Annotated in this window: 13 protein-coding genes, 1 tRNA gene and 1 pseudogene; 6 read left to right on the top strand and 9 right to left on the bottom strand. The window is 67.6% G+C overall.

The window, feature by feature from the left end; genetic code table 11:
- The first annotated feature begins 182 nt into the window (after window positions 1-182).
- Both NC4_RS10180 and NC4_RS10175 read left to right on the top strand, forming a co-directional pair.
- Window positions 183-1406 (top strand): lyase family protein, encoded by a 1224-nt coding sequence (locus tag NC4_RS10180; protein WP_218020970.1) that lies wholly within the window; start codon window positions 183-185, stop codon window positions 1404-1406.
- Between the two features lie 141 nt (window positions 1407-1547).
- Window positions 1548-1883, top strand: a complete 336-nt coding sequence (locus NC4_RS10175) for a hypothetical protein (protein WP_067535403.1) — start codon at window positions 1548-1550, stop codon at window positions 1881-1883.
- A gap of 10 nt (window positions 1884-1893) precedes the next feature.
- On the opposite strand, the gene NC4_RS41500 is transcribed toward NC4_RS10175, so the two are convergent.
- Window positions 1894-2385: a hypothetical protein gene (locus tag NC4_RS41500; RefSeq protein WP_067535400.1), complete on the bottom strand. Its 492-nt coding sequence runs from the start codon at window positions 2383-2385 to the stop codon at window positions 1894-1896.
- A gap of 842 nt (window positions 2386-3227) precedes the next feature.
- On the opposite strand from NC4_RS41500, the gene NC4_RS10165 reads away from it, so the two are divergent.
- On the top strand, window positions 3228-3779 hold the full coding sequence (locus NC4_RS10165; protein WP_157554458.1) for a hypothetical protein: 552 nt from the start codon (window positions 3228-3230) through the stop codon (window positions 3777-3779).
- 87 nt (window positions 3780-3866) lie between these two features.
- Here the strand turns inward: NC4_RS10165 and NC4_RS10160 are convergent.
- Window positions 3867-4930, bottom strand: a pseudogene (locus tag NC4_RS10160) (class I SAM-dependent methyltransferase).
- Between the two features lie 205 nt (window positions 4931-5135).
- A tRNA-Ala gene (locus tag NC4_RS10155) sits at window positions 5136-5208 on the bottom strand.
- A 165-nt stretch (window positions 5209-5373) separates the two neighbouring features.
- Between NC4_RS10155 and NC4_RS10150 the strand changes: the two genes are divergently transcribed.
- Window positions 5374-6924: a DUF222 domain-containing protein gene (locus tag NC4_RS10150; RefSeq protein ID WP_169814761.1), complete on the top strand. Its 1551-nt coding sequence runs from the start codon at window positions 5374-5376 to the stop codon at window positions 6922-6924.
- Window positions 6925-7231: 307 nt separating this feature from the next.
- On the opposite strand, the gene NC4_RS10145 is transcribed toward NC4_RS10150, so the two are convergent.
- From NC4_RS10145 to crcB (NC4_RS10125), 5 genes are read right to left on the bottom strand one after another with little or no spacing between them, the layout of a single operon-like run.
- Window positions 7232-7972 (bottom strand): DsbA family protein, encoded by a 741-nt coding sequence (locus tag NC4_RS10145; protein ID WP_067535391.1) that lies wholly within the window; start codon window positions 7970-7972, stop codon window positions 7232-7234.
- A 44-nt stretch (window positions 7973-8016) separates the two neighbouring features.
- Window positions 8017-9222 carry an MFS transporter gene (locus NC4_RS10140; protein ID WP_067535389.1) on the bottom strand — a complete coding sequence of 402 codons (1206 nt, stop codon included), beginning with the start codon at window positions 9220-9222 and terminating at the stop codon, window positions 8017-8019.
- The gene (gene pgm / locus NC4_RS10135) at window positions 9215-10855 is read right to left on the bottom strand and encodes a phosphoglucomutase (alpha-D-glucose-1,6-bisphosphate-dependent) (protein ID WP_067536122.1); all 1641 of its coding nucleotides are present in this window, start codon (window positions 10853-10855) and stop codon (window positions 9215-9217) included. The genes NC4_RS10140 and pgm overlap by 8 nt, the downstream gene beginning before the upstream one ends.
- 47 nt (window positions 10856-10902) lie before the next feature.
- On the bottom strand, window positions 10903-11265 hold the full coding sequence (crcB, locus tag NC4_RS10130) for a fluoride efflux transporter CrcB (RefSeq protein ID WP_067535387.1): 363 nt from the start codon (window positions 11263-11265) through the stop codon (window positions 10903-10905).
- Between the two features lie 45 nt (window positions 11266-11310).
- Window positions 11311-11742, bottom strand: a complete 432-nt coding sequence (gene crcB, locus NC4_RS10125) for a fluoride efflux transporter CrcB (RefSeq protein WP_067535385.1) — start codon at window positions 11740-11742, stop codon at window positions 11311-11313.
- Window positions 11743-11892: 150 nt separating this feature from the next.
- Between crcB (NC4_RS10125) and NC4_RS10120 the strand changes: the two genes are divergently transcribed.
- The gene (locus NC4_RS10120; protein WP_084528761.1) at window positions 11893-13062 is read left to right on the top strand and encodes a lipase family protein; all 1170 of its coding nucleotides are present in this window, start codon (window positions 11893-11895) and stop codon (window positions 13060-13062) included.
- A gap of 66 nt (window positions 13063-13128) precedes the next feature.
- On the opposite strand, the gene NC4_RS10115 is transcribed toward NC4_RS10120, so the two are convergent.
- Window positions 13129-14160: an MFS transporter gene (locus NC4_RS10115; RefSeq protein ID WP_067535382.1), complete on the bottom strand. Its 1032-nt coding sequence runs from the start codon at window positions 14158-14160 to the stop codon at window positions 13129-13131.
- A gap of 115 nt (window positions 14161-14275) precedes the next feature.
- Here NC4_RS10115 and NC4_RS10110 point away from each other — a divergent pair, with 115 nt between their 5' ends.
- Window positions 14276-14950, top strand: coding sequence for a TetR/AcrR family transcriptional regulator (locus tag NC4_RS10110; protein ID WP_067535380.1), 675 nt, complete (start codon window positions 14276-14278; stop codon window positions 14948-14950).
- Window positions 14951-14979: the final 29 nt, after the last annotated feature.

The raw sequence follows: 14979 nt of genomic DNA, 5'->3' as shown, positions 1-14979 counted from the left end.
TTGCTCGCCCCGGTCCGCGCCGGGGTGCCGATGACGGCCCTGGTCTCCGATGACGCCTGGCTCGAGGCCATGGTCGAGGTGGAACTCGCACTGGCCCGGGCACAGGCGCGGCTGGGCATCATCTCCTGGGAGGCGGTGGCGGCGCGCTGGGCACTCGGCGCCTCGACGCCGAGGCCATCGCGGTGGCGGCGCGCGGCGCGGCGAACCCCGTCGTGGCCTTCGTCCAGCAGTTGCAGGCGGTGGTGGCCGAGGTCGATCCCGCCAGCGCGGATTACGTGCACTGGGGATCGACCAGCCAGGACATCTTCGATACGGCGAGCATGCTCATCGCCGGTCGCGCCCTGTCGGCGATCATCACGGATCTGGAAGCGACCGTGGACTCGCTGGCACAGCTGGGCGACCGGCACCGGGACACCCTCATGGCCGCCCGCACCCTGGGCATGCACGCGGTGCCGACCACCTTCGGCGCGCGCGTGGCCAGCTGGCTCCAGGGCCTGCTCGACGCCGCCGACCGATTGCGCCGGGTGCGCACACACGGCCTGCCCGTCCAACTCGGCGGCGCCGCGGGCACATTCGCGTCCTATGTCGAATGCGCGCGCCGCAGCGGCGGTGCACTCGCCGATGCGCCGCCCTCGGAGATCTACGCCCGGCTCACCGACGAGTTCGCCGCGGAACTGTCCCTCACGCCCAGTGCCGCGCCCTGGCACAGCGTGCGCACCCCGCTCGCCGGTCTGGCCGCCGCCCTGGCCACCACCTCGGGAGCGCTCGGCAAGTTCGCGGTGGACGTGATCTCGCAATCCCGCACCGAGGTCATGGAGGTCTGCGAACCGGCCGCGGCGGGCCGGGGCGAATCCTACGCCATGCCGCAGAAGCGAAATCCGGTGCTGGCCAACATGATCCGCACCGCGGACCTCCAGGTACCCGCCCTGTCATCGGTGCTGTTCACCGCCATGCTGGCCGAGGACGAGCGCTCACCCGGCGCCTGGCATTCCGAATGGCAGCCGCTGCGCGACTGCCTCCTGCCGGTGGGCGGCAGCGCCCACACCGCCGCCGAACTGTCCGCCGGGCTGCACGCCGACGCCGACCGCATGGCCGCGGTCCTCGCCGCCAGTCACGGGCAACTCGCCTCGGAGCGCCTCACCATCCGGCTCACTCCCCTCCTGGGCCGCACCACGGCCAAGAAGGTCCTCCAATCCGCCGCCTTCGAAGCCGAGGAAACCGATTCCCCCCTGGCTGCCGTCCTCTCCGAGAACGCCCTGGTCCGCGACCACTTCACCGCCGCCGACATCGACGACCTGCTCCGCCCCGAGGGCTACCTGGGCATAGCCCCCGACCTGATCGACCGGGTCCTCCTCGTCGGCGCGTCCCACCTGCCCGATCCCGAGCCGGAATGCGGAGGCCGATGACTGCAACGAGGAGCCCCCGCCCTGTGACTTAAGTCACGTAAGGGTGGCCCGCCGCCGCGCGCCGCGCGCCACCGAATTTCGAACAGCGCGTGGGCTGTCCGGGTCGGGGGCGTTCGAGCCTCACGCCGGTGGGAGGTTGTGATGACGTCACTCGGCAAGAAAATGCTGGTGAGCACGGCCGCGGCCGCGCTACTCGGCGCAGGCGCCGCACTGGGCGCCGCCCCCGCCCAGGCACAGCCCTGGTACACGAACTGCGCGGCCTACCCGGTCAACAACAGCGCGGCATTCTCGACCTGCTACTCTCCGACCTGGCACCAGGTGAAGATCGAGTGCCGCCACTGGTGGGGCTGGTTCGGCAGCAGCTGGGCCACCTACGAACGCCCCGGCCCCGTCGTGTGGGACGGCCAGCAATCCTGGGCCCACTGCGACACACCCGGCACCCTGCAACATTGGGAGGTCGTAGTCGTCTGGTGGTAGCACCCGACGGTCAGCCGCACGATCCGCTGGCCGCCCGGTCGAATGCCTCCGACCAATCGGCGGGCGAGGCGAACAGCGGCGGCGGCACCGAGGCCCGCATGGCCGCCAGCCCGCCCGGAAAGTTGTTCATCTGATTGAGGATTCCGCGACAGAACCCGCGAACGGTGGCCTCGCGCATATCCGTCGGTGGTGCGGGCTGCTCGGGCGGCGCGGGATTTGTCGGCTCGGGCTCGGGCTCGGGCTCGGGCTGCACGGGCCTCGCTGTGGTCGGGGCGGGCTGCACCGTGACCGCCGGGGGAGGCTGCTCCGTAACAGTCGGCGGCTCAATGGCTTCCGGTAGGAGCGGGGCCGCCGACGGCAGATCCGGTTTCGTGATTCCGGGCTGCGCGGGCGGCGCGCCCCCCGCCGCGGGACTGAAGTTGATGGTCGGCCGCGGCGCCGTGGTTTGCGGCGCGGCGGCCATCATCGCGGCGCTCGCCGCATTGTCGCCACGGGTTGCCACAACGACGGCTGTCGTTGTCCCACCGCCGATTACAACAGCCAGTGCGGCGGCAGGCACCCAGAACCAGGGTACTCGCCGCGCCCGCCGCGACACCCTCGCCGATCGAGCCCGCCGCGAATCCGATTGCGCCGGAAGCCGATAAGCAGCCCGTCCGGTTGCCCCCAGCAGTGCAATGCGCACCGCCGCCGAAACCGATCCACCCCTTGGACCGGCAGTATCGTGCGCACCAGCGGACGAAATCGGTACCAGCCGTACCAGATTCGCCGAATACCCCACCATCCCCGCCGCCGCCACGAGCATCCCGGCGTGCACGCCGACCCACTCCTTCGGACAAGCCAGCACCAACCCGACCGGCTCCACCCCACCCCAGTCGCCCCGCGCAGCCGCCAACGCCACCCGAAGCACTCCCACCACATCATCCGGCTCCGGCAAAACCTCACCCACACCGGACAATCCGATCGCCATCACTCGCCGCGAACCCAGATCCAACCCCGCCGCAGCCGTCCCCGCCCCACCGAACGCCACCCCGAGCAGCCAGTCGCCCCCCATCCATGCCTCCTGGACGGTCGATAAGAAACCCCAGTATTCCACCCCCCGCCCCCCAGCGGTCCTGATCTAGAACATTCATGAACGTCAGGTACCGCGTGGGACACCTGCGGGGCACTTTCCCTCCAGCAACCACCCGAACCCCCGACTCTATGCCGCATTCACCCCCACGCAGTATCGGGAAGATGCCCTAATCCGCCGCCAATCCTCGAATTCGACCGAGCATTTCGGATATAGCAGTCGATTCGGGTATCCAAGAATTTGCGACGGATTTGCGCTTCTGCCATCATCTGCCGATGAAGAAATCCAAGGCTGTGGTGCTCGGTGCCGCAGTGGTGCTGTCCGTGGGAATCGTCGGTTGTAGTGCGGACCAGGAGGCATCGTCTACCGGGACCTCGGTCGCGTCGACCACTGTCGCTTCGTCACCTGCCGCGAGCGATTACGCGAACCTTCTCATCAAGCCCAGCGATATCGACTCCGACTGGACGTTGAAGACCACCAAGGCGGAGCAGAACGGCATCACCGGCATCTACGGCAACGGTGCCGGAACCGAGAAGATCACCACCTCGATCATCGTGTGCGAGGACGCCACGACCGCTGCCGCGGCCGTTACGGCGGCGAAGAATGATATAGCGCAGAAGGCGGGTGCGGCTTTTACGCCTATCGATATCGGTGTCGACGGCGGCATCCTGAATGACCTGAATGGAACCACCGTCGTGGTGTTCGCCGAGCGAGGAGCCTTCTCGATCATTGAATTCAACAGTAAGACCGGCGAACCCGTCCCCGCCGAAGTCGCGGTCGCGATTGCCGCGAAGCAGGACGCCGCCATCAAGAACAGCGTGAAGTAGCAGCTCACGGTTTCACCGGGTTCCGCTGCCGGATTGCCGACAGCGGAACCGTTCTGCGACGAACAGCTCTCGGATGGCACGCCCGTATTACGACGGCGATCCGGGCATCTTCGTCGCGACGTAGTAGCTGTTGAGGATGTCCGCGTCGACGTGCTCGATACCGACGGTGGGGAATCCGGCTTCGTGGAGCATTCGGGTGGCGAGCTGTTCGCCCCACATGGTCCCGAGCCCGTCGCCGTCGAGCGCCAAAGACACTGTCATGCAATGCATTGTGGAGACGGCGTACAGGCACGGTCCGAGTGGATGCTCCATGTTCTCCGCCAGCTCGCTGGAGGCCTGGATGTCGACCATCAGGAAGGTGCCGTCCTCCCGCAGGGCCTCGGCTATCCCACGGAGAACCTGTGCGGGATGGGCTTGGTCGTGGATCGCGTCGAAGGCGGTGATGAGGTCGAAGCTGTCGGACAGGCCGAGATCGGTGACGTCGCGGACCTCGAACCGGGTATTGGTCAGCCCCATCGAGACGGCTTCCGCCCGGGCGGCCGCGATGCCTTCCGCAGAGAAGTCGAAGCCGATGAACCGACTGGCGGGGAACTCGCGACCGAGCAGATTGAGGGCGTGGCCGCTCCCGCATCCGATATCCGCGACATCGATGCCGCGGCGGAGCCGCTCGGGTAGGCCGGGGACCACGGTGATGGTGCTCGCGATCAGCGCGACATCGTGGATCGCGGCGCTCTCCTCCGCCTGCAATTGCTGGAATCGGCCGAACTTCGAGTACGGGACCCCGCCACCGGCCCCGAAACAGTCGACGATATCGGTTTCGACACTCACCGCCAGCGCGATGTACTGCGCGAACGACGCGAAATTCTCCGGCCCGGCGGCCCGCGTGAGGGTCGCGGCATGCGTGGCGGGCAAGGCGAAGGTCGACTTTCCGGCGTCGTATCCACCACCCGCCCGACGGTGAGGGCGGACAACCATTCACGCACATAGCGCTCGTCCAAGTGCGCGGCGGCGGCAATCTCCGAGCTGGTGGACGGCGGCAAGGCGATCATGATGTCGAACAGGCCGGTCCGATGGCCGATGCTGACCATGAGGCACAGAAAGCCATCATTGACCACACCCAGCATCCGATTGCCGAAAGCCTCTGCCTGCATTGCGAATTCCGCATCCCCAGCGGAGATCTGACCGTTTTCCGTGAGAGTTTGTGTGCTGTCGGACATGACAACTCGATTCCGGGAACGAATGTCTTACCCGGCCATTCTCCCGCAGTACCGAGCGGTATGGAGCCACTCCGGCTAACATCTCGTAACTACAACAAACCGCCCGCGACCTCGGAGGTCACGGGCGGTTCGCGTGTTGTGGAGCTAAGGGGACTCGAACCCCTGACCCCCACACTGCCAGTGTGGTGCGCTACCAGCTGCGCCATAGCCCCGTGTTCAGTTTTCGTTCGCGGGGCGTGCCCCGCTTGCTTGAACGAAGTTACACGACTGCTGTCGAACAAACCAAATCGCCTGGAAATGGGGTGGATTTGTGCTGGCGGAGGCGATCTTCTCGGAGTATGGTCGAACACATGTTCGATAGCCGAGAGGTGGAGGCGATGGCTGACGAGGAGCTGATCGACGCGCTGCGGCGGGCACACGGAGCAGCGGCGTTCGCGCAGGCGGCGGAAATCACAGCGGTGCGGGAGGTGTATCGGAGACACCGCGCGGGGAATGTGGAGCCGGGGGCGAACGGGGTGCGGGCGGGGGAGTTCGCGGCGGCGGAGATCGCGGTGGGGGCGCATGTGTCGGAGGCGGTGGCGACGGCGATGATCGATATCGGGCTGGCGTTGGATTCGCTACCGCAGACTCGGCTGGCGTTCGCGTCGGGGCGGATCGATCTGCCTCGGGTGCAGGTTATTGCCAAGAGCATGCGGGGGCTGTCGAAGGAACTGCGGGAGACGCTCGAACCGAAGCTCATCGAGACGGCTACGCGGTCGGATCCGGCGCGGCTGCGGCAGACGGCGCGGCGCTGGGTGACGCGGCTGGACCCGGAGGGTGAACAGCGGCGGCGCGAGGAGCGCGAGGACGATCGGGATGTTCGGATTCGCGCGGTGCAGGACGGGATGGCAGTCTTCGACGGGCAGTTGCCCGCGGCGGGGGCGCAGACCGTGGCCATGCGGTTGCGCGAGATGAGTCTGCAAGTGTGCGAGGACGATCCGCGCACTATGCAGCAGCGGCGCGCCGACGCCCTGGTCGCGCTGGCCGACGGGTCGGGGCGGCTGCGCTGCGGGTGCGGGCGCGCGAAGTACTGCCCGAAATCGGAGACCCCGGGCACACCGCGGCGTCCGCTCATTCAGGTGGGCGTTCCGGCCGAAACCCTGCTGGGGCTGCGCGATGATCCGGCCTTCCTCGCCGGATACGGCCCGATCGACGCCGCCCTCGCCCGCAAGCTCGCCGAACATGCCCGCTTCCAGGTGATCCCGGAGTACTTCCCGGCCGACGCGAACACACCCGCGCCCGCGGATGAGGAAACAGCTCTCGCGGCACACGCGCCCGATCGCGACCTCACGACAGCACACGACACCACTCCAGCTCCAGCTCCAGCTCCAGCTCCAGCTCCAGCTCCAGCTCCAGCTCCAGCTCCAGCTCCAGACAATGTGCGTCCGTTCGCCGCCGCCCCGCCACGCGAGATCCGCGCCATCGACGGCCTCTGCCGGTTCCCGGGCTGCACCATGCCCGCAGCGGAAACCGTTGTCACCCATTTCGATCCGCTCCCGGCCGCCGCCCGCACGCACCCGTCGCTCGCCACCCGCGCCGTGCTCTGCTCCCACCACTACCGCCTGAAGGTCCTGGCCGACAGCGGCAAACAACCCTGGCGTGTCTACCTGGCCGACTCCGACCGCATGCGCTGGATCGACCCCACCGGCGAACCCCACGAAACCATCCGCGAAGGCGCGCGATACCTCTTCCCCCACACCGATATCGACGCACCCAAGCCCTCGCACCCCTTCCGGTCGCTCTCGGAACCGACCGAACCCGTGGCGCCGCCCCGCCGCTTCACCGGCAATATCGCCTACCCACTGGAGGACCACGTCTTGCTGCACCCCCAGCTGGCGCGCTGCACCCCGGAAAACGAAATCCCCGAATCCCGCGCCGCCAACCGCTGACCCGCCCGGGTCACGCCCCGCGCGACCTCCCCACCCCCACATCGTGGAAAGCCTTGCCCTGCACACGGTTTCCCACCGGGGTGCGGCCCGTTCCACACCCTCGAACCGGGCCGCACCCCTTCGTCATGACGGATTCCCCACCCGCGGTTTCTGATTGGACCAAGGAGCCGCGCCCCACGCGACTCCCTGCCAGGGGTGCGGCCCGGTGTCGTCCTTCCGGGCCGCACCCCACCCCATTTCCCACAACGTGGTCAATCCTCGCGCTTTTCGTTTGCTCCGGCAGGCTTTTCAGCAAACCTCTCCGGGTCTACTTGGCGGCGTCGACCACCCACTGGTCGTCGTTGACGTCCAGTTTCTTGCCGTCGAGGAGCACGGTCGGGGTGGCGGCGCGGTCGCCCAGGACGGTGGTCAGGGACTTCATGGCCGCTTCGGCGTGGTTACCGGCGGTGTCGATGCCGTCGGCCTTGGTGATGCAGGTGACCGCGTCGTCGGACGCGCCGGATTCCTTCGCGATGGCCGCCAACCGCTGGTTGTCCAGGTCGGAACCGCCCTCCTCGGGCTGTTCGGCGGTGAACAGCCGGTCGTGGAACTTGGCGAAGGCGGGGCCGCTGCCGGTTTGGGCCACGCATTCGAACGCGGCGATGGCGCGCGTGGAGTAATCCTTGCTCCCCGACCGCGGATCCAGGAAGTTGACCATGCGGTAGCGAACCGCGAACTTCCCCTCGTCCAGGTTCTGCGCGATCTCCTGCCCGTAGATGCGCTCCATCTGCCCGCAGGCCGGGCACAGCGGATCCTCGTAGACATCAATGGTTTTGGCGATACCGGGCTTGCCCAGCACGATTCCCCCATCGGAGTCCATGGCGACGCTCAGGGCGGGGTCGTGCGCGGGCCCGTACCCGTCGTTGCGAGTTTCGGTGCTGCCGCCACGATTCCACTGGAAGAGCGCGAACACGATCACCGCCACCACCACGACGGCCAGGGCGCCGAGGGCATAGGTGGTTTTGCTGGAGACCGGCTGCGGGGTGTGCTTCGACGTCGGGTTGCTCACACCGCCACTCTGCCCGAACCGGTCGAGGGCACACCTGCCGGGGGCTAAGTCGATGCCACCGCCACGGGTTCCTTGCGGGGCAGGGTTTCCGGGACGAAGAGCCAGACGGCCGAGGCGGAGGCCAGGATGATGCCGGTGACGCCGAGGGCCAGGCCGTAGGAGACGTTGTCGGCCAGCAGGCCGATCAGGTACGGGCCGAGGAAGGTGCCCAGGTCGGCGGACATCTGGTACCCGGCCAGGACCGGACCGCCGCGGGCGCGGGGGCCGACGATATCGGCGACGGAGGCTTGCAGGGTGGGCGAGAACATGCCGGAGCCGATACCCGCGATGGCGGAGGCGACCAGGAACCAGGCCAGGTTGGGAGCCAGGCCCAGGCCCGCGGTGCCGAAGGCGCAGATCAAGGTGCCGGAGATGAGGAAGGGTTTGCGGCCCAGGCGATCCGAGAGGCGGCCGGAGAGGAACAGGACGGCGGCATTGCCGATGGCGAAGACGGTCAGGGCTATGCCCGCGACCCTGGCGTCCTGGTTCAGGACCTCGACCACGACCAGGGGGACCAGGGCCATGCGCACACCTAAGACGGCCGCGCCATTGCCGAAGTTGGCCCACAGGGCCGCGCGGTAGGCGGGGCGCGCCAGGCCGTCGCGGAAGGTCATGAGGGGTGCGCCGTTGGCGGACTCGGGGACCGCCAGCGGGGAATCCTTCAGTGCCACATACACGATCAGGCTGGCGATGAGCAGCGCCACACAGTAGATGAGGAATGGCGCGCGCAGGCCGAAACCGGCCAGCGCACCGCCGACCAGCGGGCCGCCGATGGAACCGATGAGGAAGCTGGTCGAGTACACCCCGGAGACGCGTCCGCGTTCCACGGGCGGGGACATGCGGATGACCAGGGCCAGCGAGGACACCGTGAACATGGTGGAGCCGATACCGCCCAGCGACCGCAGCACCAGCAGCTGCCAATAGGTTTGGGCGAACGCGCAGGCGCCGGTGGACACCGCGACGATGATCAGACCGGTCAGGTAGACCGGGCGCTCCCCCAGCTTCTGCATCAACCGCCCGCTCATGGGCGCGAACAGCAGCCGCATGAGAGCGAAGGCGCTGACGATGAACGAGGCGGCCGCCACGCCGACGCCGAAACTGCGGGCGAACTGTGGGAGGGCGGGCGCGACGAGACCAAATCCGATGGCGATGGTGAACGCCGAGCCGACGAGCACCCAGATCTCGACCGGTAGAGCCTTCGATCTACTCACCCGACAGAGCCCGTCCCACCATTTCCTCCGCGGCCGCCTGCACCTGGGTCAGGTGCTCGGGGCCTTGGAACGATTCCGCGTAGATCTTGTACTTGTCCTCGGTCCCGGAGGGGCGGGCGGCGAACCAGGCGTTCTCGGTGGTCACCTTCACACCGCCGAGCGCGGCGCCATTGCCCCGGGCGCGGGTCTGAATGCCGGTAATGGGTTCCCCGGCGATCTCGGTCGCGGTAATCATGTCCGGCGTCAACGCCGCGAGCCGGGCTTTCTGTTCCGCGGTGGCGGTGGCGTCGACCCGGTTGTAGGCGGGCGAGCCGTACCGCTTCTCCAGTTCGGCATAGCGGGTGGACGGGCTCTGCCCGGTGACGGCGGTGATCTCCGCGGCCAGCAGGGCGAGCAGAATGCCGTCCTTGTCGGTGGTCCACACGGTGCCGTCCATGCGCAGGAACGACGCCCCGGCCGATTCCTCACCGCCGAAAGCCAGGCTGCCGCTGAACAATCCGGGCACGAACCATTTGAACCCGACCGGCACCTCGTACACGTCGCGCCCGAGCACCCCGACCACGCGATCGATCATGGACGAGGTCACCACCGTCTTACCGATCTTGGTGAGCGCGTCCCAGCCCATCCGATTGGCGATCAGGTATTCGATGGCCACCGCCAGATAGTGGTTCGGATTCATCAGCCCCGCATCGGGAGTCACGATGCCGTGCCGGTCCGCGTCCGCGTCGTTGCCGGTGGAGATGTCGTAGTCGTCGCGAATGGCGACCAGCGAGGCCATGGCGTAGCGCGAGCTCGGATCCATCCGGATCCGCCCGTCACTGTCGAGGGTCATGAAGCGCCAGGTGGGATCGACGAACGGGTTCACCACCTCGAGCTCGAGGTCGTAGCGCTGCCCGATCTCCTCCCAGTAGTCCACGCTCGCCCCGCCCATGGGGTCCGCGCCGAGCCGAATCCCGGCGCCGCGAATGGCATCCAGATTCAGCACATTGGGTAGGTCGCCGATGTATTTGTCCAGATAGTCGTAGCGCTCCACCTTGGTGGCGAGCGCATGCGCGAGGCTGGTGCGCCGCACTTCGGCCAGCCCGCCGCGCAGCAGCTCGTTGGCGCGCGCGGCAATCGCGTCGGTGGCCACCGTGTCGGCCGGGCCGCCGTGCGGCGGGTTGTATTTGAAGCCGCCGTCGCGCGGCGGATTGTGCGAGGGCGTGACCACGATGCCGTCGGCCTGATGCCGGGTGCCGCCGCGATTGTGCCGTAGCACCGCATGGCTCAAAGCCGGTGTGGGCGTGTACCTGTCGCGCGAGTCGATGATCGCGGTGACGTCATTGGCGGCGAGCACTTCCAGGGCCGTCGTCCACGCGGGCTCGGACAGCGCGTGCGTATCCCGCGCCAGGTACACCGGCCCGGTAATGCCGCGCGTGGCGCGATATTCCACGATCGCCTGCGTAATGGCGAGAATGTGCGATTCGTTGAACGCGCAGTCCAGACTCGACCCGCGATGCCCGGAGGTGCCGAAGGACACCAGCTGCGCGGGATCGGCCGGATCCGGAATCCGGCTGTAGTAGGCCGTGACAAGGTGCGCGATGTCCTCGTGGTCCGTGGCGCGTGCCGGTCGCCCGGCTCGATCGTGCGCCATGCTCGCGCCTCCCTTCCGTATCGCCTGTGCCCGGCTGGTCATCAGGATCACGGCCACACCCCCTGCCCGAACGAGGCACCGAGATAGGCCGCGGCCAGACTTGCCGCAACGCCGATCACGATGTTCGCCACCGCATAGCTGTAAGCGCCCTCCTCGGCCAATCGAACCGTCTCGTATCCGAACGTACTGAACGTGGTCAGCGCCCCGCAGAAGCCGGTTCCGGCGGTCGCAAGCAGCCAATGGTTTGCTCCCGCACCGATCAACAGGCCGAGCAGGGCAGAACCGGTCACGTTCACCACCAGTGTGCCCAGTGGAAAGACACTATCGAATCGACGGGCCACCGCGCGATCCACCAGATAACGGGTCGGCGCCCCGAGCATCCCGCCGACGATCACCAGCACCGCCGTCATCGCCGCACCTCGTCTCCGGAGGCAGGTATCCGGTGCGAATACGCCTCATTCATCGCCTGCCCCCAATCGTCGTGCCGTGCGTACTGCCCACCGGGTGGCGCCCATTCCGAGCACCACCGCTCCCAGCGAAACCACCACCGTGCCCCCGAGGTAGCCGAACGCGGAAACCGTTCGGCCCGATTCGAGCAGTCTACGAACTTCGACGGCATACGTGGAGAACGTGGTGAAGCCGCCCAGCACACCGATGCCGAGAAAGGGCCGCACTAGCCGGTGCACCGACCAGAACTCGGTGATGCCGACCATGAGGACGCCGATGGCCAGACAGCCGATCGCGTTGACCGCCAAGGTCTGCCAGGGTATCCCGGCCGCCTCGGGCACGCCCAGGCTCACCCAGTAGCGCAGTACCGCGCCGAGGCCGCCGCCCAGGGCGATGGCGGTGAGCACCCGTCCGTCGATGCTTCCGGTCTTCGCCGCCATCACCTCCTCGACAGTTTGCTAAATAGTTGCTTTTCGGCGTGTTGCTGAGGATCTAGAGCACCCGGGAACTGCGAGGATAGTGCCGCTTGCCCAGAGTTGTCCCATCGGCCTCGAGGAGCCAAGTTGGCGGTCCGGCAAGGAATCAGAAGGATGCTGGTCCAGAGCCTGAGTACCGCGGCGATACTGCTGGCCGCGATGGCGGGCGCACCACCCGCCCACGGCGCCATCTACCCGATCGGAGATCCGGACGGGTTCTATTACGCCCCACCGAATATCGGTGACTTCGCACCCGGCGACATCGTCCGCTCCCGCATCGTGCCCGCGCACGGATTCGCCGGTGCGACAGTGTGGCAGCTGGGCTTTCGCTCCAATAACTCCCACGACGGCCCGATCATGGGCGTCACCACCCTGATCGTCCCCGGCGGCGGCGGGCCGCGGCCGCTGGTCTCGTATCAGCCGTTCGTGAATTCCCTGGGGATGCAATGCGCTCCGTCGCACGCCCTGTTCGACGGCGGACTCAAGGAATCCGGCGCGCTGAACCTGCTGCTGGCGCGCGGCTGGGCCATTGCCGTACCCGACCACCTGGGCCCGACCAGCGCCTACGGTGCGGCTCGACTAGGCGGCCAGATCACCCTCGACGGCATTCGCGCCGCCAAGCGCTTCCCGCCGACGGGACTGGGTGATTCGCCGGTCGGCCTGGCCGGATACTCCGGCGGCGCGATGTCCACCGGTTTCGCCGCGGTGCTGGCCCCCGATTACGCGCCCGAGCTCCCCATTGTCGGTGTGGCGCAAGGCGGTGTGCCGGTCAATCCGGGCAAGATCGCCATCGCCAACGGCAATGCCCCGCATCCGCTGTTCGGGCTCGGCTTCGCGCTCGGCGTCGGCATGGAACGGGAGTATCCGGGCGCACTGCTCATGGATGAGTCGCTCACTCCGGCGGGCTTCGCGCTGCGCGACCGGATCGCCAATTCCTGTGTGGACGACATCATCTCGGCCGGGGCCAACAAGACCCTGAGCGAGGTCTTCTACCCGGGCCGGGAAACCGATCCGACGCTCTACCGGATCTTCCACGAGAACGCGCTGGAGATCTATCCGGGCGTCCCGCGCGCGCCCCTCTACCAGTGGCACGGCAGCAATGACCAGGTTCCCCTGGATCTCGCCCTCGCCACCACCGGCCGCTACTGCGCCTCCGGAACCCCGGTGCTCTTCGAGATCATTCCGGGCGCGGATCACGGCACCGCCATCTTCCCCGGAGCGGCCAATGCCATCGGCTACCTGGCCGATCGCTTCGCGGGGCTGGCCGCACCGTCCAACTGCTAGTAACTACTGAAAACGAGGCGGGCTCACTCACATTCGTGAGTGAGCCCGCCTCGTTTCATCCAGACCTCAGTGCGCGAGCACCGGTTCGCCCTCGGCGGGCACCGGGGCCTTGTCCGGCATGATGAATCCGGTGATCACCGCACCCACCACGAAGATCGCGGCCGCCCACCAGAAGGTGGTGGTGTAGCTCTCCACCGCGGCCTCCGCCAGCACCGCGGGCGACGGCGGGACATGCTGGCCCACATAGTCGTTGAACGCGGTGGCGGCCAGGGTGCTCAGCAGCGCGGTGCCGATGGAACCGCCGACCTGCTGGCTGGTCACGAACGCCGCCAGCAACGCCGTGCCGCCGATCAGGAAGGCCAGGGTCACCGAGTTGGTCCAGCCGTCGGATTCGGCGTGCGAGAAGCCGTACACGATGGCGAACAGCGCGGCCGTCACCGTGATCGTGCCCGGGATATCGAGCTTCGGCCGTTCGGTGGCCACATGCTTGGCCAGCAGCATGACCGCGCCGACCAACGCCACGGCGGCGAAGACCAGGTTCACGTACATGCCCCAGCGCCACGAGGCCCATTCGGTGAGCGCACCGCCGAGCAGCAGACCCAGCGCACCGCCCGCGCCCGCGATGGCGCCGAAGATGCCGAAGGCCTTGGCCCGCTCGGTCGGTTCGGTGAAGGTCACGGTCAGCAGCGACAGCGCGGCCGGGGCCAGCAGCGCGCCGAACACGCCCTGCGCCACGCGTGCGCCGACCAGCACCTCGAAGTTGGCGGCCGCACCGCCGACCGCCGAGGCGACCGCGAAGCCGACCAGACCGGCAATGAAGGTATTGCGGCGACCGAACAGATCGGAGAGCCGTCCGCCGAGCAACAGCAGGCTGCCGAAGGCGAGGGCGTATCCGGTGATGACCCACTGTCGATCGGCATTGGAGAACCCGAGATCCAGCTGCGCCTCGGGCAGCGCGATATTCACGACGGTCGCGTCCAGCACGACCATGAGCTGTGCCACGCCGAGTACGGCCAGCACCCACCAGCGGAGGGCGTGGGAGCCACGCCGCCCGGCCGCGGCCGGAGCGGCCACATCTTTCTCCAGAGCTGTCGTCATTGGTTTCCTCGTCCCCTATACTTAACGGAGAACCGGTCTCCGCTTACCGTTCGAAGGTACCAGCTAAACGGAGATATAGCCTCCGGTTAATCCCGGCTCCTGTTAGGATTGGGCTGTGAATCACGTCACTACCGCGCCCCCACCTCGGCGTTTGCGCGCCGATGCCGCCCGCAATCAGCAGCGCATCATTGCTGCCGCGCGCGAGCTATTCGCCGATCGCGGCCTCGAGGTGACCCTCGACGATGTGGCCGAACGCGCCGGCGTCGGCGTGGGCACCGTCTATCGGCGCTTCGCGAACAAGCAGGAACTCATCTCCGAGGTCTTCGACCAGATGGTCACCGAACTCGGCGAGGCCATCGATGCGGCGCTCGCCGCCCCGGACCCGTGGGACGGTCTGGTGCAGTTGTTCGAGCACGCGTGCATGCATATGGCGGCCAATCGCGGCTTCAGCGAGGTCATGCTCGAAATGCACGACAGCATGGAACGTTTCGCGTGCATGAAGGACACCATCCGGCCCGGCTTCCAGGCCGTCATCAATCGCGCCCAGGAAGCGGGGGCACTGCAGCCGGATATCGAGGCGGGCGATTTCTTCGCCATGGTCAATATGGTCGACGCGGTCGCCGGTTTCGCGCGCCCGGTCAATACCGAGGTCTGGAAGCGGTATGTGCCGCTCGTCCTCAATGGCGTGCGCGGCGACCGTATCGCGCGTCTGCCGCTGCCCCAGCCCGCGCTCACCGAAGAAGAGGTCGAGGGCGCAAAAGCCGCCATGTACGCGGGCCGCAAACGGTAGCGCTCCTCGCACTTGCGGTTTAAAGTTGG

This window comes from Nocardia crassostreae, from assembly GCF_001613405.1.
Taxonomy (GTDB): Bacteria; Actinomycetota; Actinomycetes; order Mycobacteriales; family Mycobacteriaceae; genus Nocardia; species Nocardia crassostreae.
The sequence above is the reverse complement of the archived record's forward strand: the minus strand, read 5'-3'. Positions and strand labels throughout refer to the sequence as shown.

Excerpts from the sequence above, each read along its gene's own strand:
- NC4_RS10175 (WP_067535403.1), top strand. The coding sequence starts at position 1,548 with ATGACGTCACTCGGCAAGAAAATGCTGGTGAGCACGGCCGCGGCCGCG.
- crcB (WP_067535387.1), bottom strand. The coding sequence starts at position 11,265 with ATGACGGCGGTGCTGGTGATCGTCGGCGGGATGCTCGGGGCGCCGACC.
- NC4_RS10150 (WP_169814761.1), top strand. The coding sequence starts at position 5,374 with ATGGCTGACGAGGAGCTGATCGACGCGCTGCGGCGGGCACACGGAGCA.
- pgm (WP_067536122.1), bottom strand. The coding sequence starts at position 10,855 with ATGGCGCACGATCGAGCCGGGCGACCGGCACGCGCCACGGACCACGAG.
- NC4_RS10165 (WP_157554458.1), top strand. The coding sequence starts at position 3,228 with ATGAAGAAATCCAAGGCTGTGGTGCTCGGTGCCGCAGTGGTGCTGTCC.
- crcB (WP_067535385.1), bottom strand. The coding sequence starts at position 11,742 with ATGGCGGCGAAGACCGGAAGCATCGACGGACGGGTGCTCACCGCCATC.
- NC4_RS10115 (WP_067535382.1), bottom strand. The coding sequence starts at position 14,160 with ATGACGACAGCTCTGGAGAAAGATGTGGCCGCTCCGGCCGCGGCCGGG.
- NC4_RS10120 (WP_084528761.1), top strand. The coding sequence starts at position 11,893 with ATGCTGGTCCAGAGCCTGAGTACCGCGGCGATACTGCTGGCCGCGATG.